General features: G+C 34.5%; 30 protein-coding genes. All 30 read left to right on the plus strand.

All coding sequences use genetic code 11. The features are described from left to right. The first annotated feature begins 5 nt into the window (after positions 1–5). The 30 genes from fliI (at position 6) to rpsB (ending at position 24,591) form a co-directional block, all read left to right on the plus strand. Entirely contained in the window at positions 6–1,331 is a 1,326-nt protein-coding gene (gene fliI, locus CW357_RS02370; RefSeq protein WP_124217251.1) for a flagellar protein export ATPase FliI, read from the plus strand. Further along, positions 1,332–1,781, plus strand: coding sequence for a flagellar export protein FliJ (gene fliJ / locus CW357_RS02375; protein WP_119414285.1), 450 nt, complete (start codon positions 1,332–1,334; stop codon positions 1,779–1,781). A 4-nt stretch (positions 1,782–1,785) separates the two neighbouring features. After that, the gene (locus CW357_RS02380) at positions 1,786–2,409 is read left to right on the plus strand and encodes a MotE family protein (RefSeq protein ID WP_119414286.1); all 624 of its coding nucleotides are present in this window, start codon (positions 1,786–1,788) and stop codon (positions 2,407–2,409) included. A gap of 38 nt (positions 2,410–2,447) precedes the next feature. Continuing rightward, positions 2,448–3,893 (plus strand): flagellar hook-length control protein FliK, encoded by a 1,446-nt coding sequence (locus CW357_RS02385; protein ID WP_124217252.1) that lies wholly within the window; start codon positions 2,448–2,450, stop codon positions 3,891–3,893. A gap of 3 nt (positions 3,894–3,896) precedes the next feature. Further along, a complete protein-coding gene (flgD, locus tag CW357_RS02390) occupies positions 3,897–4,610 on the plus strand; it encodes a flagellar hook assembly protein FlgD (protein WP_119414288.1) in 714 nt (237 codons plus the stop codon). A gap of 17 nt (positions 4,611–4,627) precedes the next feature. Beyond that, positions 4,628–5,008, plus strand: a complete 381-nt coding sequence (locus tag CW357_RS02395; RefSeq protein WP_119414289.1) for a TIGR02530 family flagellar biosynthesis protein — start codon at positions 4,628–4,630, stop codon at positions 5,006–5,008. Between the two features lie 80 nt (positions 5,009–5,088). Beyond that, entirely contained in the window at positions 5,089–5,895 is an 807-nt protein-coding gene (gene flgG / locus CW357_RS02400) for a flagellar basal body rod protein FlgG (RefSeq protein WP_119414290.1), read from the plus strand. Between the two features lie 64 nt (positions 5,896–5,959). Continuing rightward, positions 5,960–6,181 (plus strand): flagellar FlbD family protein, encoded by a 222-nt coding sequence (locus CW357_RS02405; protein WP_119414291.1) that lies wholly within the window; start codon positions 5,960–5,962, stop codon positions 6,179–6,181. After that, entirely contained in the window at positions 6,171–6,599 is a 429-nt protein-coding gene (gene fliL, locus CW357_RS02410; RefSeq protein ID WP_124217253.1) for a flagellar basal body-associated protein FliL, read from the plus strand. The genes CW357_RS02405 and fliL overlap by 11 nt, the downstream gene beginning before the upstream one ends. Positions 6,600–6,632: 33 nt before the next feature. Further along, positions 6,633–7,628 (plus strand): flagellar motor switch protein FliM, encoded by a 996-nt coding sequence (gene fliM / locus CW357_RS02415; RefSeq protein WP_119414293.1) that lies wholly within the window; start codon positions 6,633–6,635, stop codon positions 7,626–7,628. Next, positions 7,621–8,808 carry a flagellar motor switch phosphatase FliY gene (gene fliY / locus CW357_RS02420; protein WP_119414294.1) on the plus strand — a complete coding sequence of 396 codons (1,188 nt, stop codon included), beginning with the start codon at positions 7,621–7,623 and terminating at the stop codon, positions 8,806–8,808. Before fliM ends, fliY begins: the two co-directional genes overlap by 8 nt. A 24-nt stretch (positions 8,809–8,832) precedes the next feature. Next, positions 8,833–9,195 carry a response regulator gene (locus CW357_RS02425; RefSeq protein ID WP_119414295.1) on the plus strand — a complete coding sequence of 121 codons (363 nt, stop codon included), beginning with the start codon at positions 8,833–8,835 and terminating at the stop codon, positions 9,193–9,195. 4 nt (positions 9,196–9,199) lie between these two features. Next, on the plus strand, positions 9,200–9,868 hold the full coding sequence (locus CW357_RS02430; RefSeq protein WP_124217254.1) for a flagellar biosynthetic protein FliO: 669 nt from the start codon (positions 9,200–9,202) through the stop codon (positions 9,866–9,868). Next, positions 9,865–10,533 (plus strand): flagellar type III secretion system pore protein FliP, encoded by a 669-nt coding sequence (gene fliP / locus CW357_RS02435; protein ID WP_124217255.1) that lies wholly within the window; start codon positions 9,865–9,867, stop codon positions 10,531–10,533. Before CW357_RS02430 ends, fliP begins: the two co-directional genes overlap by 4 nt. 13 nt (positions 10,534–10,546) lie before the next feature. Next, on the plus strand, positions 10,547–10,816 hold the full coding sequence (fliQ, locus tag CW357_RS02440) for a flagellar biosynthesis protein FliQ (RefSeq protein WP_119414298.1): 270 nt from the start codon (positions 10,547–10,549) through the stop codon (positions 10,814–10,816). A 4-nt stretch (positions 10,817–10,820) separates the two neighbouring features. Further along, a complete protein-coding gene (fliR, locus tag CW357_RS02445; RefSeq protein ID WP_124217256.1) occupies positions 10,821–11,597 on the plus strand; it encodes a flagellar biosynthetic protein FliR in 777 nt (258 codons plus the stop codon). Position 11,598: 1 nt separating this feature from the next. Further along, positions 11,599–12,684 carry a flagellar biosynthesis protein FlhB gene (gene flhB, locus CW357_RS02450; protein WP_124217257.1) on the plus strand — a complete coding sequence of 362 codons (1,086 nt, stop codon included), beginning with the start codon at positions 11,599–11,601 and terminating at the stop codon, positions 12,682–12,684. 23 nt (positions 12,685–12,707) lie between these two features. Further along, complete coding sequence (gene flhA / locus CW357_RS02455; protein ID WP_124217258.1) at positions 12,708–14,738, plus strand: flagellar biosynthesis protein FlhA; 2,031 nt, start codon at positions 12,708–12,710, stop codon at positions 14,736–14,738. Continuing rightward, positions 14,738–15,859 carry a flagellar biosynthesis protein FlhF gene (gene flhF, locus CW357_RS02460; RefSeq protein WP_124217259.1) on the plus strand — a complete coding sequence of 374 codons (1,122 nt, stop codon included), beginning with the start codon at positions 14,738–14,740 and terminating at the stop codon, positions 15,857–15,859. The genes flhA and flhF overlap by 1 nt, the downstream gene beginning before the upstream one ends. Beyond that, positions 15,856–16,725 (plus strand): MinD/ParA family protein, encoded by an 870-nt coding sequence (locus CW357_RS02465; protein WP_124217260.1) that lies wholly within the window; start codon positions 15,856–15,858, stop codon positions 16,723–16,725. The genes flhF and CW357_RS02465 overlap by 4 nt, the downstream gene beginning before the upstream one ends. 51 nt (positions 16,726–16,776) lie before the next feature. Continuing rightward, positions 16,777–17,874, plus strand: a complete 1,098-nt coding sequence (locus CW357_RS02470) for a protein-glutamate methylesterase/protein-glutamine glutaminase (RefSeq protein WP_233547999.1) — start codon at positions 16,777–16,779, stop codon at positions 17,872–17,874. A 13-nt stretch (positions 17,875–17,887) separates the two neighbouring features. After that, positions 17,888–19,945, plus strand: coding sequence for a chemotaxis protein CheA (locus tag CW357_RS02475; RefSeq protein WP_119414305.1), 2,058 nt, complete (start codon positions 17,888–17,890; stop codon positions 19,943–19,945). A gap of 28 nt (positions 19,946–19,973) precedes the next feature. After that, positions 19,974–20,420: a chemotaxis protein CheW gene (locus tag CW357_RS02480; RefSeq protein WP_124217261.1), complete on the plus strand. Its 447-nt coding sequence runs from the start codon at positions 19,974–19,976 to the stop codon at positions 20,418–20,420. A 15-nt stretch (positions 20,421–20,435) separates the two neighbouring features. After that, entirely contained in the window at positions 20,436–21,068 is a 633-nt protein-coding gene (locus tag CW357_RS02485; RefSeq protein ID WP_119414307.1) for a chemotaxis protein CheC, read from the plus strand. Position 21,069: 1 nt separating this feature from the next. Further along, positions 21,070–21,570 carry a chemotaxis protein CheD gene (locus CW357_RS02490; RefSeq protein WP_119414308.1) on the plus strand — a complete coding sequence of 167 codons (501 nt, stop codon included), beginning with the start codon at positions 21,070–21,072 and terminating at the stop codon, positions 21,568–21,570. Further along, on the plus strand, positions 21,570–21,923 hold the full coding sequence (locus tag CW357_RS02495) for a hypothetical protein (protein WP_124217262.1): 354 nt from the start codon (positions 21,570–21,572) through the stop codon (positions 21,921–21,923). Before CW357_RS02490 ends, CW357_RS02495 begins: the two co-directional genes overlap by 1 nt. An 88-nt stretch (positions 21,924–22,011) precedes the next feature. Next, positions 22,012–22,785, plus strand: coding sequence for a FliA/WhiG family RNA polymerase sigma factor (locus CW357_RS02500; protein ID WP_299509659.1), 774 nt, complete (start codon positions 22,012–22,014; stop codon positions 22,783–22,785). A gap of 90 nt (positions 22,786–22,875) precedes the next feature. Next, entirely contained in the window at positions 22,876–23,184 is a 309-nt protein-coding gene (locus CW357_RS02505; RefSeq protein WP_119414311.1) for a hypothetical protein, read from the plus strand. A gap of 8 nt (positions 23,185–23,192) precedes the next feature. After that, positions 23,193–23,714: a hypothetical protein gene (locus CW357_RS02510; protein ID WP_119414312.1), complete on the plus strand. Its 522-nt coding sequence runs from the start codon at positions 23,193–23,195 to the stop codon at positions 23,712–23,714. 151 nt (positions 23,715–23,865) lie between these two features. Then, on the plus strand, positions 23,866–24,591 hold the full coding sequence (gene rpsB / locus CW357_RS02515; RefSeq protein WP_119414313.1) for a 30S ribosomal protein S2: 726 nt from the start codon (positions 23,866–23,868) through the stop codon (positions 24,589–24,591). Positions 24,592–24,612: the final 21 nt, after the last annotated feature.

Consider the following 24,612-nt stretch of genomic DNA (forward strand, 5'->3'; position numbering starts at 1 on the left):
GGACAATGAAAGCAGCAGAGTTATTAGAGCACATATCTTCAGTTCAAACGTTCAAAAAGTTTGGACGAGTAACAAGAGTAGTTGGTTTAATGATTGAATCCCAAGGACCAGATAGCTCTATAGGAGATGTCTGCAAAATTCATGTCAATACGGTCAAACATGGTCACCAGGAAATTCTTGCTGAAGTAGTTGGGTTTAAAGATGAGATTGTTGTGCTAATGCCTTATACATCTCTTCGTGAAATTTCAAAAGGGTGCTTAGTAGAAGGAACAGGCGTACCGTTAGAAGTAAAGGTAGGTACTGAACTAATTGGAAAAGTACTTGATTCAATGGGATATCCGATAGATGGTAGTAGTTTACCAAAAGGATTAACTACAGTTCAAACAGAGGAAGATCCGCCTAATCCTCTTACAAGACCACCGATAGATGAAATACTTGAGGTTGGGGTAAAAGCAATTGATGGAATGCTAACAGTTGGAAAGGGTCAGCGTGTAGGGATTTTCGCAGGTTCTGGTGTAGGAAAATCAACGCTACTAGGTATGATTGCAAGAAATACAGTTGCAGACTTAAATGTTATCGCTCTTATTGGTGAACGTGGACGGGAAGTTCGTGAATTTATCGAGAGAGATTTAGGAGAAGAAGGGTTAAAAAGGTCCATTGTTGTAGCTGCTACATCAGACCAACCAGCATTAATGCGCATTAAAGGGGCATTTACTGCAACAGCAATTGCTGAGTACTTCCGAAATCGGGGACTAAACGTTATGTTAATGATGGATTCTGTCACCCGTGTTGCTATGGCTCAACGTGAAATTGGCCTTGCAACTGGTGAACCACCAGCTCAAAAAGGGTATACACCATCGGTATTTGGTATATTGCCAAAGCTTCTAGAAAGAACGGGTACAAATGAAAAAGGCTCGATTACTGCTTTTTATACTGTACTTGTCGACGGTGATGATATGAACGAACCGATTGCAGATACCGTACGTGGAATTTTAGATGGACATATTGTTTTAGATAGAACATTAGCAAATAAGGGACAGTACCCAGCGATCAATATCTTAAAAAGTGTGAGCCGATTGATGAATCATATCGCAACACCTGAACATGTAAAGGCTGCTGAGTATTTAAGAGAACTCTATTTTACATATGAGAAATCAGAGGATTTGATTAATATAGGGGCTTATAAGAAGGGGACATCAAAAGAAATCGATGAAGCCATATATTATGAGCCACTCATTACATCTTATTTAAAACAAGGATATATGGATAAAGTTAGCATGGAAGATAGCGTTGCAGAATTAGTGAAATTATCGACTGGCGGTGTTAAATAGATGCAGGCTTATCAATATCGTTTTGATAAAGTAATGACAGTAAAACAACAAGAAAAAGACCAAAATGAAATGGCCTATAAGGATGCAACAAAGTCATTTGAGGATATAGCTACTAAACTGTATAAACTTCTAAAAAAAAAGGAAGATTTAATCGATTTCCAAGAGAAGAAACTAGCAAAAGGATCAACAATCAATGAAATCCATCATTATTCAAATTTTTTAAGCAGTGTCGAAAAATCAATAGATGAAACACAGCAAAAAGTAATTCAAGCCCGTTCAAAAATGGAATGGCATAAAGAGAAGCTAATAGAAAAATCATTAGAATGTCGTAAATATGAAAAGATGAAAGAAAAAGATTATCAATCATATCGCAAAGAACAAGATCGATTAGAAATGATTGAATTAGACGAACTTTCATCTATAGCATATTACAACAAAGAAATTAGGTGAGAACATGGCAACAACAAAACCTAGAAAAAAGGGAAGAAAGCCAAAATTACAAGTTGAAGAAGTAGTTGAAGAAAAGAAACCGAGTTTAATCCAGAAAATTTTCTTTTGGGTAATAATACCATTGCTTTTCATATCTGCTGTTCTCCTGATTGCTGCAGAAGTTACTGGTACGAATGTTTTTGAAAAAGCTAAACAAATTACTGGTGCTTCAACGTCAACTGAAAAAACAAACGATATAAAAAAAGTAAACTCTAATAACGAAAAGCAAATAGCTGATTTAAAAGCACAACTTCAAGAAAAAGAAGCTGAAATAGCTAAATTGCAAGGGGAAGTAGAGGATTCCAAGAGTGCAAATGCTAAAACAAAAATTGAAAAGCATCGATTAGAAGTACAAATCAAAAAGCTTGAAAAAGGCAAAGATGATACAAAAAAAGAATTTAGTGATATTGTCAAAACATATGAAAATATGGCACCAAAAGCTTCCGCACCAGTCATAACAAATATGAAAGATGCAGAAGCTATGAAAATTTTATCAAGTTTAAAACCAGCAACATTAGCGGCAATTCTTGAAAAAATGCCTTCAGACAAAGCGGCACATTATACAGAATTACTTTCTAAAAATAATTAATCAATAATTAATACTTTAAATTGAAAGGGGGTGAAAATGTGAATATAGAATCGTTAAAAGTATCAAAAACTATGGATAGTCATTCTACTTCCTATAAAGCAGCCTCTCATGATAAAAATTTTTCAAAAATACTATCAAAGGCTAATAATTCAATTGCTAAACAAGAACAAAATGCCTCTCAAAATAATATTTCTGATAAGATGACTGCAAAAAAACAAAATGTAGAAAAAGTTGAACCACAAGAAATACAAACGGACAAAAGCGTAGAAGATACTGAAGACAGTAAGGAATCAAAAGAAACATCAAGTAGATTTAGATTTAATTATTCAAATGGTTTAGAAGGTTTACTCGGTTCCGTTTCAAAACTTGTTGACAATTCTGAGCAAGAACAAACGACTTCTATCGATGATTTTTCCGCTATATTAAATGCATCATCATTAGAGCAACTAGGCGATGCTTTAGGATTAGATTTAAAAGAAGCGGATTATTTGGAAGGAACATCATTAGACAATATTCTCCAAGCTTTAGGAATTGACCAGAATGACCTGCAACAAGCGATTCAACAGCTAACAGGAGACAATCATTCAACTGCTGAAGATATTTGGAGTATGTTAGCGAATATTGATCAAAATAATCTAACTTTTAAGCAAAATCTGCTATCTACTATTAATGGAGATTCAAATGCTAAGATTTCTAAGCAACAAGCGACACAAGTTTTACAAGTCTTAAAGCTTATAGAACTTACAGCACCTAAAACAGACTTAATGTTGAAGCAAGAATATCAAATCTTCCAACTTAAAGAGATGCTATCACAGCTATCAACTAAGGTAGAACAATCTCTATCTAACGAAGAGACGAATCTAGTAAAATACGATAAAGTTCAACAACTAAATGTTAATCTACTAGATACCGATTCAAAAGTAGTAGATACCAATACAAAAGAAAGTATTAGCGCAATTCAAACAATAAATAAAGAAAACACAACAACTGTTGCAATAACTCCTACGAATAAAGCAACTACAACAAGTATTACAATAAGTCTACCGACAAATAAAGCTTCACAAGCTGAGGCTTTTGTAAAAGAATTTCAAGCAATCATGAATCGTAGTCAATTTTCAAATAATGCTGCAGGTACGAAGTTATTAATTAAACTTTATCCAGAGAATTTGGGATCTGTCCGGGTTGAACTCATCCAAAAAGATGGAGTAATGAGCGCACGTTTCTTAGCATCGACGAATATTGGAAAACAAATGCTTGAAAGTCAACTTCAACAGTTAAAACAAGGATTAGTTAACCAAAATATTCAATTAGATCGAATTGATGTTGCACAAGCATTAACTGAAACAAACAGAGCTGATAAAGAACATCAGCACCAATTCCAACAAGCTTTTAAGCAGCATTCAGAAGAACAAGAAAAAAAACAAAAAGATAATGATGATGATGACTCAAGTTTCAACGATATCTTAATGGATTTGGAGGTTTAAATAATGGCTGAAACAACTGCAACAAATTCGGCGACTTCTAATACAATATCGTCGGATTATTATTTAGCAAATAAAACCACTGACAAAAAAACAGGCAAAAGCTCTTTGGATAAGGATGCGTTCTTACAATTACTTGTAACTCAATTGCAAAACCAAGATCCAACTAGTCCAATGGATGATAAAGAATTTATTTCTCAAATGGCACAATTCTCTTCACTCGAGCAAATGCAAAATGTTGCTAAATCTATAGATTCATTATCCCAAATAGCTAAGCAATCACAACTTATGCAATATAATAGCTTTATCGGAAAAAATATCACTTGGCATGAAGCAAGCGATAAAAAAGATGAAAAAGGTAATGCAATTATCAATACAGGTAATGGTATTGTAAGTAAAATAGCTTTTTCTGGAGATAGTGTGAAAATCACACTTGAAGATGGAAAAACACTGGATCCAGCAAATATCTCTGAAGTAGTTGGTTCTAACGAAAATTTAAATAATTATCCGAATTTTGTAAACTCGAGTAGTTCTTCAAACTCACTAGTTGAAGCAAGCTTATTAATTGGAAAAAATGTGTCTTACAAATCTGACACTGAAACATCAGAAACGACTGCTAGTGTAAAATCTGCTAAAAAGTCGTCAGATGGTAACATTCTTTTTGTACTGTCAAATGGTAAGGAAGTAAAAGCAAATCAATTATCCTCTATTTCTGAATAATAGGGAGGATGACCGGGATGTCAACAGTTAACTATATTCAACACCAGTTTCCGTTTCATGCAAAAAATAACCCAAAGACTTTGAATTTAAAACAAATAACAACTCCAACGTTTAGTGAGTTATTAGCAGAGCAACGGGAAAAACAATTGAGAGTTAGTAAACATGCAACTAATCGACTTCAAGAGCGCAATATACATATCGATGATGGACAATGGGAAAAAATCACCAACAAAGTATTTGAAGCAAAAGCCAAAGGCGTCAACGATTCACTTGTATTGACAGGGAATGCAGCTCTTATAATTAGTGCAAAAAACGCAACAGTTATTACAGCAATGGATCGTCAAGAAGCTCAAGATCAATTATTTACAAATATTGATGGAACAATCGTATTAGCATAGGCAGGACCTTTTAAGGGTGCCTAGTACTACTGAATGATTGATGTAGTACACTCTATAATTGAAGGGAGAATAATCATTTTATGTTACGTTCTATGTATTCTGGAATTAGTGGACTTCGCAATTTCCAAACAAAATTAGATGTAATTGGTAATAATATTTCAAACGTTAACACTTTTGGCTTCAAAAAAGGTCGCGTAGTCTTCAAAGATTTAATCTCACAAACAACACAAGGTGCAACAGCCCCTAGTGGTACTATTGGTGGTGTAAACCCAAAACAGATTGGACTTGGTTCACAACTTGCAGCTATTGACACCATTCATGATGCTGGTTCAACACAAACAACAAACCGGACACTAGACTGTGCGATTACCGGAGATGGTTATTTTATTGTAACAAATGGGACAGAGAATTTTTATACAAGAGCTGGAAATTTCTATTTAGATAGTAATGGAACTCTTGTTACATCTGATGGCATGAAAGTTGCAATTGGAGAAGGAGAAGGAGAAGCAAATGAAGTTACAATACCGGATACAGCTACACAGTTAACGATTGGGCAAGATGGTACAGTTTCTTATTTAGAAGGAACCCAGTTAACTCCAGTTGGTAAAATTCAAATTGCTCGTTTTTCTAATCCCGGCGGTTTGACAAAAGTAGGTGGCAACTATTATCAACCATCCAATAACTCTGGTCAACCTGTACCAGGCAATCCTGGTGATACAGAGAAAGGATTAGGAAAAGTTCAATCCGGCTTCCTAGAAATGTCCAATGTTGACTTATCCGAAGAATTTACAGAAATGATTGTTGCACAACGTGGGTTCCAAGCAAACTCTCGTATTATTACAACTTCTGACGAAATTCTTCAAGAATTAGTTAATCTAAAACGTTAAATAAAATAATTTATTGATATGGAAGGGGGCTGGGCCGGCTCTCTATACCCGGCCCTTATATCCTATGATTGCTCTAACGAAACTAAATAAAAAACCGTTCTCATTAAATGCTTTATACATAGAATCGGTCGAGGAGTTTCCTGATACGACAATCACGTTAACGACCGGGCGAAAGTATGTTGTGTTAGAAACGAAAGATGAAGTTCAAAAAAAAATAATTGAATTTTATCGCAGTGTGCAACTCTTATCAAACCCGTACTTAAGAGGTGAAGAAGATGAAGAATAACAAGTTACTAACTATTATGTTGATCATTTTGGTTTCTATTACACTCATTGGTGTTGTAGCAGTAGTTGTTGTAACTCAGTTAAATAAAGGTACAGCAGCTGAAGTTCAGAATATAGATGACATTGTTGAGTCTTCAGTTGACATTGAGGAAATAACAACCAATATAGCTGGCGATAATTATATTAAGATTGCACTTAAAATCCAAACAACAAGTAAAGACTCAGCAGAAGAATTAAAAAAACGGGATTTCCAAGTAAAAAGTATTTTAATAGAACAATTATCAGAGATGTCAAAGAAAGATCTTGATGGCACTAAAGGTAAAGAAATGCTTGCGAATACATTAAAAACAAAAATTAATGAGCTAATGCAAGAGGGTGAAGTTCAGCAAGTATACTTCACTTCGTACATTATTCAATAATATGTATTTACAATCATAAATGGAGGTGGGCAAATGGCAGGAGATGTGTTATCACAATCCGAAATTGATGCGCTTTTATCGGCGTTATCAACCGGGGAAATGACAGCAGATGACATCAAGAAAGAAGAGGAGTCAAAAAAAGTTAAGGTCTATGACTTCAAACGTGCCCTCCGCTTCTCGAAAGATCAGATTCGAAGTTTAACCCGAATACACGAAAACTTTGCACGCTTATTAACGACTTTTTTCTCTGCCCAGCTAAGAACATATGTGCAAATTACAGTCGCATCAGTCGATCAAATACCATTTGAAGAGTTCATACGGTCAATCCCCAATATGACTTTAATCAATGTATTTGAGGTTCCACCTTTAGATGGAAACATTTTAATGGAAATCAACCCTAACATTGCGTATTCAATGTTAGATAGATTAATGGGAGGTACAGGGGCTAGTCATAGTAACGTTGATAATCTTACAGAAATAGAAACAAAGATTATGACTAATCTATTTGAGCGTTCATTTGATAATTTAAGAGAGGCCTGGGCGAACATTGCGGACATAGATCCAATATTAACGGAACTTGAAGTTAATCCGCAATTTTTACAAATGATTTCACCCAATGAAACAGTAGTTGTTATATCTTTTAATTCAATCATTGGTGAAACAAGTGGTATGATTAATATTTGTATTCCTCATGTTGTATTAGAACCAATCGTACCAAATCTCTCTGTTCGCTATTGGATGCAATCCAACAAAAAAGAAGTATCACCAGAGCAAGCAGCAATTATTGAAAGACGAGTGAAACAGTCTGATTTGGAAGTTATTGCTGAACTAGGAAATACTGAAATTAGTATTGAAGATTTCCTTTTGATGCAAGTTGGTGATGTTGTACAACTCAATCAAAAAATTAGTCAACCGTTAATTTTGAATGTAGGCGGTATCCCTAAATTTACTGTTCAACCGGGTAAGTTGAAAAAAAGTATGGCTGTACAAGTATTAGAGTCTTTGAAAGGAGGAGACGATGATGAGTGATGATATGTTATCACAAGAAGAAATTGAAGCCCTGTTAAGAGGCGAATCTATCGATACAGATGATGAAACGTCTTCTCAGGAAAATAGTTTTAATGTGAGTGATTATTTAGATTCAATGTCTCAAGATGCATTAGGTGAGATTGGAAATATCTCTTTCGGAAGTTCTGCAACTGCACTATCTTCCCTACTAGGACAAAAAGTTGAAATTACAACACCAACAATTAGTATGATTAATCGAAATAAATTGGAAGAAGAATTTCCACATCCATATGTAGCGATTCAAGTTGAATATACAACTGGTTTGATGGGCACCAATTTACTTGTCATCAAACAAGCTGATGCAGCAATTATCGCTGATTTAATGCTAGGTGGAGATGGTCAAACACCTTCAGAAGATTTAGGAGAAATTCATTTAAGCGCTGTTCAAGAAGCTATGAACCAAATGATGGGTTCAGCAGCCACATCCATGTCAACGATCTTTAACAAGAAAGTGGATATTTCTCCACCAACAATCGATCTAATGAATATTTCTCAAAATGAAGGAACAGAAAATATTCCATCAGATGAATTACTTGTAAAAGTTTCATTCCGATTAAAGATTGGTAATTTAATCGATTCAAATATTATGCAATTGTTGCCATTAGAATTTAGTAAGACTTTGGTTCATCAATTAATGAATCCTGAACAAGAAGAAGTAGCCGTAACAGCAACTGCTGTTCAAGAAGAACCATCAGTTCAACAACAGGTTATGCCTAATGCACCACAAATGCAAAAGCCAGTTCAAGCTGAACAAGTATCAACTCAACCAGTTTATGAACAACCAGTCGTCAATATGCAACAACGTGCACCTCAACAACCTGTAAATGTTCAACAAGCACAATTTACAAGCTTCGAAAATACAAGTTTAAAACAATCAGAAGCTAGAAATTTAGATATGCTACTTGACATACCCTTACAAGTTACTGTTGAATTAGGACGTACGAAGCGTTCCGTTAAAGAAATTTTAGAGTTAGCAAGTGGTTCGATTATTGAACTAGATAAATTAGCTGGGGAGCCAGTAGATATACTAGTTAATAGTAGACTAATAGCTAAGGGCGAAGTTGTTGTAATTGATGAGAACTTCGGTGTTCGCATTACAGACATCTTAAGTAAGGCGGATCGACTTAATAATCTTAAATAGTAATTCATTTTGGAGGAGTTAATCATGGCAAAACGTATTTTAATAGTAGACGATGCAGCATTCATGCGCATGATGATCAAAGATATTTTGACTAAAAACGGATTTGAAGTAGTAGGTGAAGCTAGTGACGGTGCACAAGCAGTTGAAAAGTATGGGGAATTAAAACCTGATCTTGTAACGATGGATATTACCATGCCAGAAATGGATGGTATTGCAGCCTTAAAAGAAATTAAACAAAAAGATCCAGGTGCTATTATTATTATGTGTTCAGCAATGGGACAACAAGCAATGGTTATTGATGCTATTCAAGCTGGTGCGAAGGACTTTATCGTAAAACCTTTCCAAGCTGATAGAGTTATTGAAGCTATTCAAAAAGCGTTAGGTTAATAGAATGTTTTATAGAACAATATTGAAGTTGATGTTGTTTGCATCATTTTTTACTGTTTATTCATACCAACCAATTCAACAGGATAATATTGTTTATGCGGAGTCCAATAATTCTGTGAATGATTGTTATAAGAATCCTAAAGAATGTAAGGATGATACGCCAGCTGTCGATCCAAAAGATCAATCGACAGCTGTCGGTTTGTCTACATGGGATTATATCAAAATGGTATTAGCACTAATTTTTGTAATTGCATTACTTTACGGTGTTCTTAAATTTGTAAATAGTCGCAACAACAAATATCAACAAAGTCAGTTAATGCAAAATTTAGGCGGAATTTCACTAGGCCAACAAAAGTCAGTTCAACTACTAAAAATAGGAGATTCATTGTATCTGGTTGGAGTTGGTGATGATGTGAATATTTTAAAAGAAGTTACTGCGCAAGAAGAGAAAGCTCAATTATTAAATCTATACAATGAAAAGCAAGAGCTTACAGCACAAGTACCATACATTGCAGAAATGATGTCAAAATTTAAAAGAAAACATCCTGAATCAGAAATTGATTCATCAAACAAAGATTTTAATGAAGAGTTTCAACAAAGATTAACAGAGATTCAACAGGATCGTCGAAAGGAATTAGAAGAATGGAAGCAGAAGGAGAGGGAAAATAAATGAGTGATTTTGTTAATTACTTCTCCAATAGCAATCCAGCAAATGTCTCCACAACAGTTAAATTGATGTTGATGCTAACTGTCTTATCGTTAGCACCAAGTATTTTAATCTTGATGACGTGTTTTACTAGAATAGTCATTGTCTTATCATTTGTACGTACGGCATTGGCAACACAGCAAATGCCACCGAACCAAGTAATAGTAGGTTTAGCTTTGTTTTTGACATTTTTCATCATGGCCCCAACATTTCAAGATGTAAATAAAAATGCATTACAACCATTATTCGACGAAAAAATCACACTGGATGAAGCTTACTCAAAAGCTAGTAAACCATTTAAAGAATATATGAGTAAGCATACGAGACAAAAAGATTTAGATTTATTTCTAAAGTATTCTGGTGCAAAAGAACGTCCAAAGACAATTGAAAAAATCCCACTTACAACAATGGTACCTGCATTTACGATTAGTGAATTGAAAACGGCGTTCCAAATGGGCTTTATGATTTTTATACCGTTTTTAGTAATTGATATGATTGTTGCAAGTGTCCTTATGTCGATGGGGATGATGATGTTACCACCAGTAATGGTTTCTTTACCATTCAAAATATTATTATTTATATTAGTAGATGGTTGGTATCTTGTTGTGAAATCACTATTAGAAAGCTTTTAGGGGATGAAAAGTTATGACAGCAGAAACAGTCATTAAAGTTGCAGAAGAAGCGATTAAAGTAATACTACTAACATCAGGTCCATTATTACTTGTTGCATTAGTAACTGGTCTTTTAGTTAGTATTTTTCAAGCTACTACACAAATTCAAGAACAAACGCTTGCTTTTGTACCTAAAATTATTGCAGTACTAATTGCTATTATCTTTTTTGGCCCTTGGATGCTTACGAAAATGACTTCATATACAAAAGATATATTCGAAAATTTAGGACGTTTTATAGGGTGAGTAAATGGAAGAATTAGTCCCGAAATTAACCATCTTTCTTCTTATTCTTGTTAGAATCTCTGCGTTTTTTGTTACTGTTCCTTTTTTCTCTTATAAAACGATTCCAACGAAAGTTAGAATTACATTGGCAGTGGTTTTATCGTGGATGATGTATTATACGTTGGATGTAAAACCATTTGATATTGATGGAGAATACATATTGTTAATCTTGAAAGAGGCAGTTGTAGGTATTTCTATAGGTCTTATTGGATATTTGATAATGTCTGCTATTCAAATTGCAGGTGGTTTTATCGATTTCCAAATGGGTTTCGCAATCGCAAATGTAATTGATCCGCAAACAGGAGCACAAAGTCCATTAATGGGTCAATTCTTTAACACATTAGCTCTTCTTGTTTTAATCGGCACAGATGGACATCATTTACTATTAGATGGAATTTATTATAGTTATCAATATATTCCAATGGATCATGTATGGCCTGCTTTTGGTTCTAGTGATTTACCTAGATTTATCCTTAAAACTTTTGGGACTCTTTTTGGAATTGCATTTCAAATGTCTGTTCCAATTGTAGCTACACTTTTTTTAGTAGATATAGCATTGGGTATAACAGCACGTACAGTTCCACAATTGAATATATTTGTCGTTGGTTTTCCTGTGAAAATAGGCGTAAGCTTTATCGTGCTAATTGTAATGATGGGCGTTATGGTTGCGGTAATGCAAAAGCTTTTCAATTTTATGATGATTAGTATGCGAGATTTTATGGTGCTTTTAGGTGGTGGATAAGATGCAATTGCTCGAACTAGACTTGCAATTTTTTGCAGGAGAAAAGACAGAAAAAGCAACACCTAAAAAAAGACAAGATGCACGTAAAAAAGGGCAAGTATTAAAAAGTCAGGATGTAACAAGTGCGTTAGTTTTGCTTTCAGTTTTTTTATTTTTAATGATAGCAGGAACTTCTATGCGAGATGGGATAATGTCCTTTTTTAATGAGACCTTTTCAAAATATATGCTAATCGATACTTTATCAATCAAGCTAGTTGTGAAAATATACAAAGACGTTTTATCTGAAATGTCAGTAATTATATTACCAATCATGGCAATTGCAATGATTGCAGGAATTGCAGGGAACTTTCTACAATTCGGTTTTTTGTTTTCTACAGAACCTTTAAAATTCGATTTAACTAAACTTGATCCCGTTAAAGGGATTAAGAGAATGTTTTCTGTAAAATCGTTAATTGAACTATTAAAGTCTATTTTGAAGATTACGTTAATAGGTTCTGTCACAACAGCTATATTGTGGAAGAATATTGATGATGTTTTAAGTTTGTCATTTAAAACACCAGGGGCAACCCTTATAACTGTATCGAAGCTAACAGTTTTTATGGGAATAGCTGCATCTGTTGTCTTATTAATAATAGCGGTACTCGATTATTTTTATCAAAAATTTGAGTACGAAAAAAACTTGAAAATGTCAAAGCAGGATATTAAAGATGAATATAAGAATTCCGAAGGGGATCCGCTTATTAAATCTAAGATTAAACAACGACAACGTGAAATGGCTATGCGTCGTATGATGCAAGAAGTTCCTCAAGCGGATGTTGTTATTACAAACCCAACTCATTATGCGATTGCATTAAAATATGATGAAGAAACGATGGATGCGCCTAAAGTTGTTGCAAAAGGTACAGATTTCGTCGCTCAGAAAATTAAATTTATTGCAAAAGAAAATGAAGTGGTGATGGTAGAAAATAGACCATTAGCCCGGGCGATGTACGATCAGGTTGAGATTGGACAACATATTCCTGATGAATTTTTTAAAGCTGTAGCTGAAGTCTTAGCATATGTATATCGTGTTAAAAGAAAAATATAAAGATCTAATTCGGGGGGACAAACATGAAGTTTCGCGACATAGGAGTATTAGCTGCAGTAATTATGGTTGTTGCAATGCTTATCATCCCTTTACCACCATGGTTGATAAGCTTTTTAATCATTATCAATATTACGCTAGCACTACTTGTATTGTTAACAGCGATGAATATGAAAGAAGCACTAGAATTTTCAATTTTCCCATCCCTCTTATTATTATTAACCTTGTTCCGTTTAGGTTTAAACGTATCGACTACTCGAGCAATCTTAAGTGATGGAGATGCGGGTAATGTCGTTGAAACATTTGGTACCTTCGTAGTAGGGGGTAACGTAATTGTAGGTTTAGTGGTATTCGTAATATTAATCATTATTCAATTTATTGTTATCACAAAAGGTGCTGAACGTGTATCAGAAGTTGCTGCACGTTTTACATTAGATGCAATGCCAGGGAAACAAATGGCAATTGATGCCGACTTAAACGCGGGTCTTATATCTGAGACGGAAGCTAGGCATCGACGAGAAAAAGTAGGTAATGAGGCTGATTTCTACGGTTCAATGGATGGTGCCACAAAATTTGTAAAAGGTGATGCCATTGCTGCAATTATTATTGTACTAATCAATTTAATCGTAGGACTAATCATAGGAATTGTGCAAAAAGGTATGGATTTTTCTGATGCTGTTCATTTGTTTACGACATTGACTATCGGTGACGGTCTTGTATCGCAGGTTCCTGCATTACTTATTTCGACTGCAACAGGTATTGTCGTAACTCGAGCTGCTTCAGAAGGTAATTTAAGTACAGATATTACAGGTCAGTTATTTGCTAATCCAACATTAATATACATAGCGGCTGGAACTATATTTATCCTTGGAATTGTAACCCCTATTAAGATTATCTATACGGTTCCTGTTGCAGCAGTATTAGCAATTGTGGCGTATCGTATCAGTCATGCCGCAAAAGAAGATATAGAAGAACTTGAACAAATAGAAGAGGTTGAAACAACGGATAATCTAAAAAGTCCAGAAAATGTTGTTAACTTATTGAACGTAGATCCAATAGAATTTGAATTTGGATATGGTTTAATTCCATTAGTCGATGCAACTCAAGGTGGGGACTTACTTGACAGGGTTGTGATGATTCGCCGTCAATTAGCACTTGAACTAGGAATCGTGATTCCAGTTGTTCGTATTCGAGACAATATTCAACTTCAACCAAATGAATATCGTATTAAGATTAAGGGAAACGAATTAGCTCATGGAGAATTATTACTTGATCATTATTTAGCAATGAGTCCTGGCGATGACGACTCTATAGAAGGTATTGATACAGTAGAACCATCGTTCGGTTTACCAGCTAAATGGATTACAGAACAAGTTAAAGAAGAAGCTGAAATGTTGGGCTATACAGTAGTTGATCCGCCTAGTGTTGTGTCAACTCATTTAACCGAAGTTATTCGGGCAAATGCGTCTGAACTATTGGGTCGTCAAGAAACAAAACAACTGATCGATCACTTAAGAGAAACAGCACCAATATTAGTGGATGAATTAACACCAACACCGCTATCAATTGGTGAAATTCAAAAAGTTTTGGCAAAATTATTGAAAGAAAATGTTTCAGTGAAAAATTTATCGGTTATTTTTGAGACATTAGCAGATTATTCTAAACTAACATCTGATGTGGATGTATTAACGGAATATGTGCGTCAATCACTAGCACGTCAAATTACTGCACAATATGCTGGTGGACAAACAGAACTAAAAGTACTAACTGTTTCAGCAAAAGTGGAGAAAATTATTGCTGATAGTATTCAACAAACTGATCATGGCAATTATTTAGCAATGGAACCAAATGATTCTCAAACTATTTTAGAGTCAATCGCACAAGAGGTTGAACGTATTGCACTATTTGAACAATCACCTGTTATCTTATGCTCACCAGCAGTTCGAATGTATTTACGACAATTGACGGAAAGATACTTCCCTCAAATTCCAATTCTTTCGTATAATGAACTTGAATCGTCTATTGAAATTCAAAGTGTTGGAGTGGTGAACGTTTAATGAAAATGAAAAAATATATAGCATCTTCAATGGCTACTGCGATGAAAAAGGTACAAGCCGATTTAGGTGATGATGCGATTATCGCAAGTTCAAAAGTTGTATACTCTAAAGGTTTTTTAGGAATGTTTAAAAAGAAAAGTTTTGAGGTAATAGCAGGTGTTGAACGTGCGGATAGAAACGAAATGTTATACCCTTCTAAACCGATTCAAAAACCTGTAATGTTAGATTCAAAAGTTCCAGAAGACAAAACAAATGAGATTAAACAAGAACTAGCAGATTTAAAGAAAATGATGCAATCTATGAAACATCAATCAGCAAGTGTACAATATCCGGATGAATTATCAACTGTTATAGAGAAATTAGAGTATCAGGAGATAGATCCCGAGCTCATCACTAAGATAAGTGATGAGCTCTTTACGGTTGTGAAAAATAGTAAACACAATTTAACTGAACAAGAAGTGCAAGAGTTGGCAAAAAAACAAATTTCGTATTTGTTAAAGGACTTACCATTTGGAGGAATCTCTTATCAAAAGAAATATATAAATATATTAGGTCCCACTGGTGTTGGTAAAACTACGACAATTGCAAAAATGGCAGCACATGCTGTATTGAAAGAGAAAAAGAAAATAGGCTTTATCACTACAGATACATATCGTATTGCTGCAATTGAGCAACTCAAAACATATGCGAACTTACTACAAGCTCCAGTAGAAATTGTTTATAGCAGAGCAGATTACGAAATGGCCTTACTGAAATTTAAAAATCTAGATTTAGTATTTATTGATACAGCCGGCAGAAATTATAAAGAAGTGAAATATATAAGAGATTTGGAACAAATAATTGATATTGAAAAAAATGTCGAAAATTATTTAGTTTTATCTACAACAGCAAAAGAACGTGATATGGCAACAATAATTGAACAATTCTTAGCATTTTCAGTTGAAAAATTAATATTTACAAAGTTAGATGAAACAAATACTATTGGCTCAATAGTCAATTTAATGGTTAAATATAAGAAGGGACTTGCTTACTATACAAATGGTCAAGAAGTACCGGAAGATATTGAAGAAGGGTCTGTGAAAAATGTTATAGATTTACTTTTTCAAGGAGATAACAAATGAGAGACCAAGCTGAATCGTTACGTATGAAAATGCAACAAAGTAAAAGTGTAGGAAAGTCGATAGCCGTAGTAAGTGGAAAAGGTGGTGTAGGAAAAAGTAATTTCACTACTAATTTCGCTATTACTTTAGTTAACTGTGGTAAAAAGGTCATTATAGTTGATATGGATATAGGAATGGGAAATATCCATATTCTATTAGGTAAAGGAACACGTAGTAGTTTAAAAGATTATTTGCAAGGAGACGTCACATTAGAGCAAGTTATCTATGAAGGAACTAATGATTTACATTATATATCTGGAGGGACTGGTCTTGCAGGATTGTTAGATTGGTCCGAATTAATGTTTGATCGATTGTTGACAGCATTTGAAAATTTACAAGCTAGTTATGATTATATTTTGTTTGATATGGGAGCAGGGGCTACGAATTGGTCACTTGATTTATTAGTTGCTGTAGAAGATATTATTGTTGTTTCTACAACTGAACCAACATCAATTACAGATGCTTATTCTATGATGAAATATATCCATTACAAAGATAGAGAAAAAAATTTCTATTTATTATGTAATAGGGTTTTAACAAGTGAAGAAGGTACCGATACATTGAATAGATTAAAAAAAACAATGTTTCGATTCTTATCAAAAGATGTCTTTGTGTTAGGCTCATTGCCTGAGGATAAGTTAGTTCGTCAAGCTGTTAAAAAACAAGTTCCTTTTTCTATCTTATATCCAAATGCCCAAATTACAAAGACGTTGAAAAAGATAACATTTAGATATATGCAAGGTAACATTAGTGAAGTTGTAATCGGAAATTCGTCCAATAAGTTTATTTCAAAATTAAAGAGTATTTTTTCGAAAGGAAGTGATTAGTTGTCAGTCGACCAACAAAAGAGACTTTTAATAGTTGATGATTCAGCGTTTATGAGGAAAATGATTTCAGAGTTTTTTGTAGACCATCCCTATATTCGAGTTGTCGGTACAGCACGAAATGGAAAAGATGCTATTAAAAAAATTCAATTGTTGCAACCAGATGTTGTTACGATGGATGTAGAAATGCCAGAGATGAATGGTCTTGAGGCATTAAAAGTCATTATGAAGGAATGCCCAGTTCCTGTTGTCATGCTATCAAGTACAACAAAGAGTGGCGCTCAAATAACCTTAGAAGCAATGGCAAGTGGTGCAGTCGATTTTATTGCAAAGCCAAGTGGTCCGATTTCTTTAGACATCGAAACGATTCAAGATGAAATTACTCGAATTGTGGAAAACGCAGTAACTGTACACGTCTCAAAACTAAGACATGCAGAACATAGTGTTGAGTTAAAGACAACTAAATCTAAGAGTCTAGTAGAAAAAATACCAACTCATACAACTACGGAAATATTTCATAAAGAGCACCATTCAAAAGTAGTTAATAAAAAATCTGAAGTAAGTTGGAACTCACACTCAAAGAAAATGGTTCTGATTGGAACTTCTACTGGTGGACCTAGAGCATTACAAGAAGTGATTACTCGATTGCCAGAAGATATATCAGCACCTATATTGATCGTTCAGCATATGCCGGCAGGTTTTACTAAATCTTTAGCGAATCGTTTAGATCATTTGTCCAAGATTACCGTTAAAGAGGCTGAGCAAGGTGATTTATTGCAAGATGGTGTGGCGTATATCGCACCAGGTGGCTACCATTTGCGCATCCGCAAAATAGGTATGTCATATGGCATAGAACTGGATAATCTTGAACCACCACGTGGAGGTCATAGGCCGTCTGTAGATGTTATGTTTGAAGATAATAGTAATTATAATGATTTTGATAAAATTGCTGTTATTATGACAGGCATGGGATCTGATGGGACAAAAGGATTACAAGCTTTAAAAAATAAAGGTAATGTCATTGCTGTTGCAGAATCAGCCAATACAAGTGTTGTTTATGGTATGCCTAAATCTGCTGTTGCAACAGGATTAGTTGATGAAGTAGTAGATGTTGATGATATTGCGACTATTATAATGAGATATTTGCCTTAGGGGGGATCATTAAATGGATACAAACCAATATTTAGATATTTTTTTAGATGAAAGTAAAGAACATCTTCAATCTTGTAACGAAAATTTACTAGCATTGGAACAAAGCCCGCAAGACTTAGCAATTGTCAATGAAATATTCCGTAATGCGCATACCTTAAAAGGCATGTCAGCAACAATGGGGTTCGAAGATTTAGCAGATTTAACACATAAGATGGAAAACGTTTTGGATGCTATTCGAAATGAAAAAATTACGGTAGACTCAAATATTTTAGATGTTGTCTTCGAATCAGTCGATCATTTAGAAGCGATGATAGATGATATTGCAAACGGTGGAGATGGTAAACGAGATGTATCAGCAACTGTAGCTAAGTTAAAACGAATTGAAAATGGTGAAGCAATTGGGTCTGATACTGATAAAAATGAATCAGAAAAAGTTCCAACAGTTGAAGAGGTATTAACAACCGACTCCATGAAGTTTGATGAGTTTGAGTTAACCGTTATTCAACAATCCCATGAACAAGGCTTTAATACTTATGAAATTGCTATACAACTTCGTGATGATTGCTTATTAAAAGCTGCACGCGTATACATGGTATTTGATATTTTAGAAAAATTAGGGGATGTTATAAAATCATCGCCAACCGTTGAACAGTTAGAAGAAGAACAATTTGATAGTGAATTTTCCGTAGCGGTAGTTACTAAAGAAACTTCTGAAGATATACAAAAAAAATTGTTGAAAGTATCTGAAGTTGAGGATGTAAAAATTCAAGCTTTAGATTATCAATCACTTGTCCATCAAGAATTAGCTTCAACTGCTACTGAAGAAAAAGTTACTCAACCCGTAGAACCTAAAAATACAAAACCAGTAGCGACAAAGGCAAAACCAAAGAAAACTCCTGAAAAGAGAGCTACTCATGCAAGTAGTAAAACAATTCGTGTTAATATTGAACGATTAGATATTTTGATGAATCTATTTGAAGAGCTTGTTATAGATCGCGGACGTCTACAATCAATTGCTTCAGAATTGAATCATAGTGAATTAAATGAAACAGTGGAAAGAATGTCTCGAGTATCAGGTGATTTACAAAATATTATTTTGACAATGAGGATGGTTCCAGTAGAAACGGTATTTAATCGTTTCCCTAAAATGGTTCGTCAGTTAACTCGTGATTTACATAAAAAAGTCAATTTACAGATAATTGGTGCAGAAACAGAATTAGATCGTACTGTAATTGATGAATTAGGAGATCCACTTGTACACCTTATTCGTAATGCTTTAGATCATGGTATTGAAAGTCCTGAAGTACGTAAGGCTGCTGGAAAACCAGAAGAAGGTAAAGTAGAATTACGTGCTTACCATAGTGGTAATCATGTGTTTATCGAACTGGAAGATGATGGTGCAGGAGTTAATCGTGAAAAAGTATTAGAAAAAGCCCTTTCTAAAGGGATTGTCACACCAGAAGTAGCCGAAACAATGACAGATAAACAAGTAAATGAGTTAATCATGGCATCTGGTTTCTCAACAGCAGACGTAATTTCGGATATATCTGGACGAGGTGTAGGCCTTGATGTTGTAAAATCTACTATTGAATCTTTAGGTGGTAACATCACAATTGAATCTACAGAAGGAAAAGGATCATTGTTCTCTGTTCAATTACCGCTAACATTATCTATTATTTCTGTTATGTTGGTTGAAATCGAAAAAGAAATCTATGCAATCCCACTATCTTCAATTATCGAAACATCTATCATCCGTAATTCAGATATTATGAATGCACATAACCAAAAAGTAATTGATTTCCGTGGTAAAGTGGTTCCACTTGTCTTCTTAGAAGAAATATTTGAAGTAACACGTACTGAACCTGCTGATGATGAATTCCATTCTGTAGTTTTGGTTCGAAAAGGAGAAAAAATGGCCGGCTTAGTAGTCGATTCATTTATTGGACAACAAGAAATTGTTTTGAAATCTCTAGGAAACTATTTGACAAATGTATTTGCTATTTCAGGTGCAACTATCCTTGGAAATGGCGAAGTTGCATTGATCATAGACTGTAATTCACTTATTAAATAATATATCTTTTTAGAAAGAGGTGTTACTAATGAAAACTACACTTGATGTGGAAAGTGTAAAAGTAATTATATTTCAATTAGGGGATAAAGAATATGCGATTCCTGTTAGTCAAGTTCAAGGAATCGAAAAAACGATGCATATTACGCGAGTACCGAAGACACCAAGATATGTTAAGGGCGTTATCAACTTACGAGGAGTCGTTACGCCAATTATTGACCTTCGAGATCGTTTTAATGTGAAATCATCAGTGGAAGATGACAATACACGCATTATCATTATTACACTGGATGATATGGAAGTAGGATTTATCGTAGATGCTGCGAACGATGTAATGGATATTCCGACATCTTCTATTGAACCTCAACCTGAAGTAGTGGGATCTTATGAAGAAGAATTTATATCAGGTGTTGCGAAAGTAGAAAAAAGACTGCTCATTTTATTAAATTTAGAAAAAGTTCTAAATACCTTAAAATAAGGATTGGTAAAGCAAATGCCATTTTATAATAGGATTACGTCTTTACATTTAGATGTTTTAAAGGAAATCGGCAATATAGGGGCTGCTCATGCTGCTACAGCCCTTTCTGGATTGCTAAATACGAAAATTGACATGCGAGTTCCAAAAGTACAAATGGTGTCATTTGATGAGATGATGGAATTTGCTGGAGGGGCAGAAAGTGTAGTAGCAGGAATTTATCTACGAATTGAAGGAGATGCCAAGGGGGGAATGTTTTTTATTCTTCCTGTAGAGCAAGCAAATCATTTTATTCGTAAATTGACCCATGATGATTTATTTGATTTTAAAAAGGAAAATGTTTCAGAATTGGGTTTATCAGCTATGCAGGAGCTTGGAAACATATTATCAGGTTCTTATTTATCTGCATTATCAGATTTTACGGGACTAAAAATTTATCCGACTCCACCTGCTTTAGCTGTTGATATGTTTGGAGCAATTATTAGTTTTGGACTTGTTGAAGTTTCGCAAATTGGTGATCATGTAATAGTAATTGATACGACAATCTATGAAGAACATATGGGCGACTTAGAAACGGTAAGAGGGCATTTTTTCTTACTCCCAGATCCAGATTCATTTGAAACCATTTTTAAAGCTTTAGGTGTCTCTTAAAATGCTAATAAGTGATACTCAAGTAGTAAAAGTAGGAATTGCCCAAATGGCTATTGCAATATCACCAAATTCAATTAGAACTTCAGGTTTAGGATCATGTGTAGGTGTCGTTATTTATGATGAATCAAAGAAAATGGCTGGTTTAGTTCATGTTATGCTTCCAGAGTCAAAATTAGGTCGTGGAGATTCGATAAATGAAGCAAAGTTTGCCGATACAGGAATACCTGCTATGGTGAATCAACTGAAACAAAAAGGGGCCCAATTATATAAATTGAAAGCAAAAATTGCTGGAGGGGCCCAAATGTTCCAATTTGCCTCTAATAGTGACTCTATGCGAATTGGGCCTAGAAATGTGGAAGCAGTTAAACAACAATTAAAAAGTCTATCAATACCAATCGTTTCAGAGGATGTTGGTGGAAGTAGTGGTAGAACAATAGAGTTTGACACTACGACTTCTATTTTACATATACGTACAGTAAACCAAGGAGTGAAAGAAATCTAATGGTAGGCTCATTTTTATACAATTGTTGGGCAGCAGTTATTGCTTTTACAATCTATTTTTTTATGACGTTCCAATCATTAAATACACCAACAAGTATTATTGTTAAATCATTTGTTTTTGCGATTGTTGTATTTTTTGTAACATATTTGGTACGATTTATCATTGCATTTGTTATGAAGAATCCTTCAGAGGAATTGGAGCAAGAACAAGGAACTGATGAAAATGAGAATGCTCAATCTAAAAGTGAAACTGCTGAGGAATTAGAGAAAGAAAAAACTGATGAGAAAATTACTGAAGATCAAGCAGAAAAATTAGCGAAATCTGTCAAAACAATGTTGGAAAATGACGAATAATTTCGAAAGGGAGCTGAATTTAGCTCCCTTTATTAATAGTGATTTGATATAATTAATTTGAATTAGAAAATACAACGAGGAGGTCTCGATGATGCAACCAACTTCAAAAGAAGAACAACAGCTTTGGCAAAGATGGGTAGCTGAACGTGATCCTCGTGCGGGAGATTTGTTAATAAAAAAATATACGCCACTCGTCTCTTATCACGTTCAACGCATTAGTACAGGTTTACCCAAAAATGTATCTAGAGATGAATTGACAAGCCTTGGCATGATGGGATTATTTGATGCACTTAACAAATTTGATCTATCGAGAGATCTAAAGTTTGATACATATGCTTCTTTTCGTGTTCGAGGCGCAATAATCGATGGACTTCGAAAGGAAGATTGGCTACCTCGCTCTGCTAGAGAAAAAGCCAAAAAATTAGAATCGCAAATTGAAATGTTAGAACAACAATTACAACGTCATGTTACACCAGAAGAAGTTGCAAAGGCATTAGACGTAGATACAGATGATATTTATCAAACTATGCAAGAACATTTTATGTCTAACGTTCTATCAATGGATGAATATTCTTCGGAACAAGATGATTCAGAGGGAAAATCTTTTGTCATCAGAGACGATCAAATTCGGACGCCAGAACAGGAAGTTGTACAAGCTGAATTATTAGAAGATTTAGTTGAATGTATAAAAGATTTAAACGAAAAAGAACAGCAGGTGCTAAGTTTATTTTATACAGAGGAGTTAACGTTAACTGAAATTGGAGAACTATTAAATTTGTCTACATCTCGAATTTCTCAAATCCATTCAAAGGCACTTTTTAAATTAAGAAATCTATTGTCAGCAGAAATGGAGAATGTATAGTTTTAACGTGAGCATCCATATAACCGTGTAAGCTAGTAAAGCACTTTGAAAGCAGTAAAGTCCGAAGTCGATTTCACAGGAGGCAAATTTATGAGCTTAAAAGGTGTGGAATTGCAAATAGCCTTACCAAAAACTTTTGAGGCAGGAAAATTAGCAGAACAACAACAACAAAATGTGAATGCCGGTCAGGAATTCGCTAATAATGCGTTACAAAAACAACTAGAGAAAAACAGAACAACTGTTTTGAAATCTGATAAATCTGCTCAAATAAGCGAAGAAGATCCCTCAAATAAAAAAGAAAATGACAATCAGCATGAACATAAGAAAGAACAGAAATCTTCTCCGCTTGAGCAGGCACAACACCCTTTTAAAGGACATTTTGTCGATTTTAGCGGATAGGAGTTATCATGGTAGCAACGATATTATTATTTTTATTTATAGGACAAGTATTAAGCTTTTATTTCATCATTTTATTGTATACTAAACTATCTAAATTGAAGGATGTAGAAAAAAGTCAATCTAGATTGAAAGACGAAATGGACAATGCTATAGGGGTTTATTTAGCAGAAATGCGTGATGAAAATGACCGCTTAATTAAAGAACTAACAATGATGAATAAAAAATACGAAAAAGAAGAAAATGTAAACGATGGTAAAGAACATAAAGACTATATAAAAACAACTTTTAATATGCCTCGAAATATGGTAGCTAAAGCTTATCAAAATAGTCCTAATTCAACGGTAGCAGCTACTACTACAGAAAATGAACCTGCTGCTGATAAAGAGAAAACAAATTCCACTACAGCATCATTGACAGTAGAACAGCAAATTCAAGAATTATATCGTAATGGTAAAGATATTGAAGAAATTGCTAAATTAATGCAAAAAGGAAAGACTGAAATTGAATTATTATTAAAATTTCAGCATTAAAGTAGTTGCAGAGGACAAGGCGTTGTGATATATTATCAAATGGTGTTACATTACACACGTATTCTGATGCAAGGAGAAGGTGCTCTTAGTTGAGTTGCTCCTACAGATGACGAATGCGGAGGACAAAAAACCATATCAGGAGGAAATACAAATGTCAGTAATTTCAATGAAACAATTACTAGAAGCTGGTGTACATTTCGGTCACCAAACTCGCCGTTGGAACCCAAAAATGAAAAAATACATTTTTGTTGAACGTAACGGTATCTACATTATCGATTTACAAAAAACAGTTAAAAAATTAGAAGAAGCTTACGACTTCATGCGTCAAGTTGGCGAAGATGGTGGTAAAGTTCTTTTCGTTGGTACTAAAAAACAAGCTCAAGAAGCTATTCAAGAAGAAGCAGAACGCTCAGGTAACTACTTCATCAACCAACGTTGGTTAGGTGGTACTCTTACAAACTTCGGTACAATTCAAAAACGTGTTGCACGTATGAAAGAAATCGAAAAAATGGAAGAAGACGGAACTTTTGAAGTTCTACCTAAAAAAGAAGTTGTTCAACTTAAAAAACAACACGAACGTCTTGTTAAATTCTTAGGCGGTATCCGTGACATGCATGATCTACCAGACGTAATGTTTGTTGTAGACCCTCGCAAAGAACGTATTGCAGTAGCAGAAGCTCGCAAACTTAACATTCCATTAGTAGCAATGGTTGATACAAACTGTGACCCAGATGAAATCGACTACGTTATTCCATCAAATGACGATGCTATTCGTGCTGTAAAATTAATAACTTCTAAAATGGCAGATGCTTTAATCGAATCTAAACAAGGTGAAGAAGAAGCAACAGTTCCAGCTGAAGAGGTTGCAGCTGAGTAATTTCTGATTAGAAACAGGTGA

The sequence above is a fragment of the Rummeliibacillus sp. TYF005 genome, from assembly GCF_003844195.1.
Lineage (GTDB): Bacteria > Bacillota > Bacilli > Bacillales_A > Planococcaceae > Rummeliibacillus.

Coding starts and splice junctions, on each gene's coding strand:
- fliI (WP_124217251.1), top strand. CDS start 6: ATGAAAGCAGCAGAGTTATTAGAGCACATATCTTCAGTTCAAACGTTC.
- fliJ (WP_119414285.1), top strand. CDS start 1,332: ATGCAGGCTTATCAATATCGTTTTGATAAAGTAATGACAGTAAAACAA.
- CW357_RS02380 (WP_119414286.1), top strand. CDS start 1,786: ATGGCAACAACAAAACCTAGAAAAAAGGGAAGAAAGCCAAAATTACAA.
- flgD (WP_119414288.1), top strand. CDS start 3,897: ATGGCTGAAACAACTGCAACAAATTCGGCGACTTCTAATACAATATCG.
- CW357_RS02395 (WP_119414289.1), top strand. CDS start 4,628: ATGTCAACAGTTAACTATATTCAACACCAGTTTCCGTTTCATGCAAAA.
- flgG (WP_119414290.1), top strand. CDS start 5,089: ATGTTACGTTCTATGTATTCTGGAATTAGTGGACTTCGCAATTTCCAA.
- CW357_RS02405 (WP_119414291.1), top strand. CDS start 5,960: ATGATTGCTCTAACGAAACTAAATAAAAAACCGTTCTCATTAAATGCT.
- fliL (WP_124217253.1), top strand. CDS start 6,171: ATGAAGAATAACAAGTTACTAACTATTATGTTGATCATTTTGGTTTCT.
- fliM (WP_119414293.1), top strand. CDS start 6,633: ATGGCAGGAGATGTGTTATCACAATCCGAAATTGATGCGCTTTTATCG.
- fliY (WP_119414294.1), top strand. CDS start 7,621: ATGAGTGATGATATGTTATCACAAGAAGAAATTGAAGCCCTGTTAAGA.
- CW357_RS02425 (WP_119414295.1), top strand. CDS start 8,833: ATGGCAAAACGTATTTTAATAGTAGACGATGCAGCATTCATGCGCATG.
- CW357_RS02430 (WP_124217254.1), top strand. CDS start 9,200: ATGTTTTATAGAACAATATTGAAGTTGATGTTGTTTGCATCATTTTTT.
- fliP (WP_124217255.1), top strand. CDS start 9,865: ATGAGTGATTTTGTTAATTACTTCTCCAATAGCAATCCAGCAAATGTC.
- fliQ (WP_119414298.1), top strand. CDS start 10,547: ATGACAGCAGAAACAGTCATTAAAGTTGCAGAAGAAGCGATTAAAGTA.
- fliR (WP_124217256.1), top strand. CDS start 10,821: ATGGAAGAATTAGTCCCGAAATTAACCATCTTTCTTCTTATTCTTGTT.
- flhB (WP_124217257.1), top strand. CDS start 11,599: ATGCAATTGCTCGAACTAGACTTGCAATTTTTTGCAGGAGAAAAGACA.
- flhA (WP_124217258.1), top strand. CDS start 12,708: ATGAAGTTTCGCGACATAGGAGTATTAGCTGCAGTAATTATGGTTGTT.
- flhF (WP_124217259.1), top strand. CDS start 14,738: ATGAAAATGAAAAAATATATAGCATCTTCAATGGCTACTGCGATGAAA.
- CW357_RS02465 (WP_124217260.1), top strand. CDS start 15,856: ATGAGAGACCAAGCTGAATCGTTACGTATGAAAATGCAACAAAGTAAA.
- CW357_RS02470 (WP_233547999.1), top strand. CDS start 16,777: ATGAGGAAAATGATTTCAGAGTTTTTTGTAGACCATCCCTATATTCGA.
- CW357_RS02475 (WP_119414305.1), top strand. CDS start 17,888: ATGGATACAAACCAATATTTAGATATTTTTTTAGATGAAAGTAAAGAA.
- CW357_RS02480 (WP_124217261.1), top strand. CDS start 19,974: ATGAAAACTACACTTGATGTGGAAAGTGTAAAAGTAATTATATTTCAA.
- CW357_RS02485 (WP_119414307.1), top strand. CDS start 20,436: ATGCCATTTTATAATAGGATTACGTCTTTACATTTAGATGTTTTAAAG.
- CW357_RS02490 (WP_119414308.1), top strand. CDS start 21,070: ATGCTAATAAGTGATACTCAAGTAGTAAAAGTAGGAATTGCCCAAATG.
- CW357_RS02495 (WP_124217262.1), top strand. CDS start 21,570: ATGGTAGGCTCATTTTTATACAATTGTTGGGCAGCAGTTATTGCTTTT.
- CW357_RS02500 (WP_299509659.1), top strand. CDS start 22,012: ATGATGCAACCAACTTCAAAAGAAGAACAACAGCTTTGGCAAAGATGG.
- CW357_RS02505 (WP_119414311.1), top strand. CDS start 22,876: ATGAGCTTAAAAGGTGTGGAATTGCAAATAGCCTTACCAAAAACTTTT.
- CW357_RS02510 (WP_119414312.1), top strand. CDS start 23,193: ATGGTAGCAACGATATTATTATTTTTATTTATAGGACAAGTATTAAGC.
- rpsB (WP_119414313.1), top strand. CDS start 23,866: ATGTCAGTAATTTCAATGAAACAATTACTAGAAGCTGGTGTACATTTC.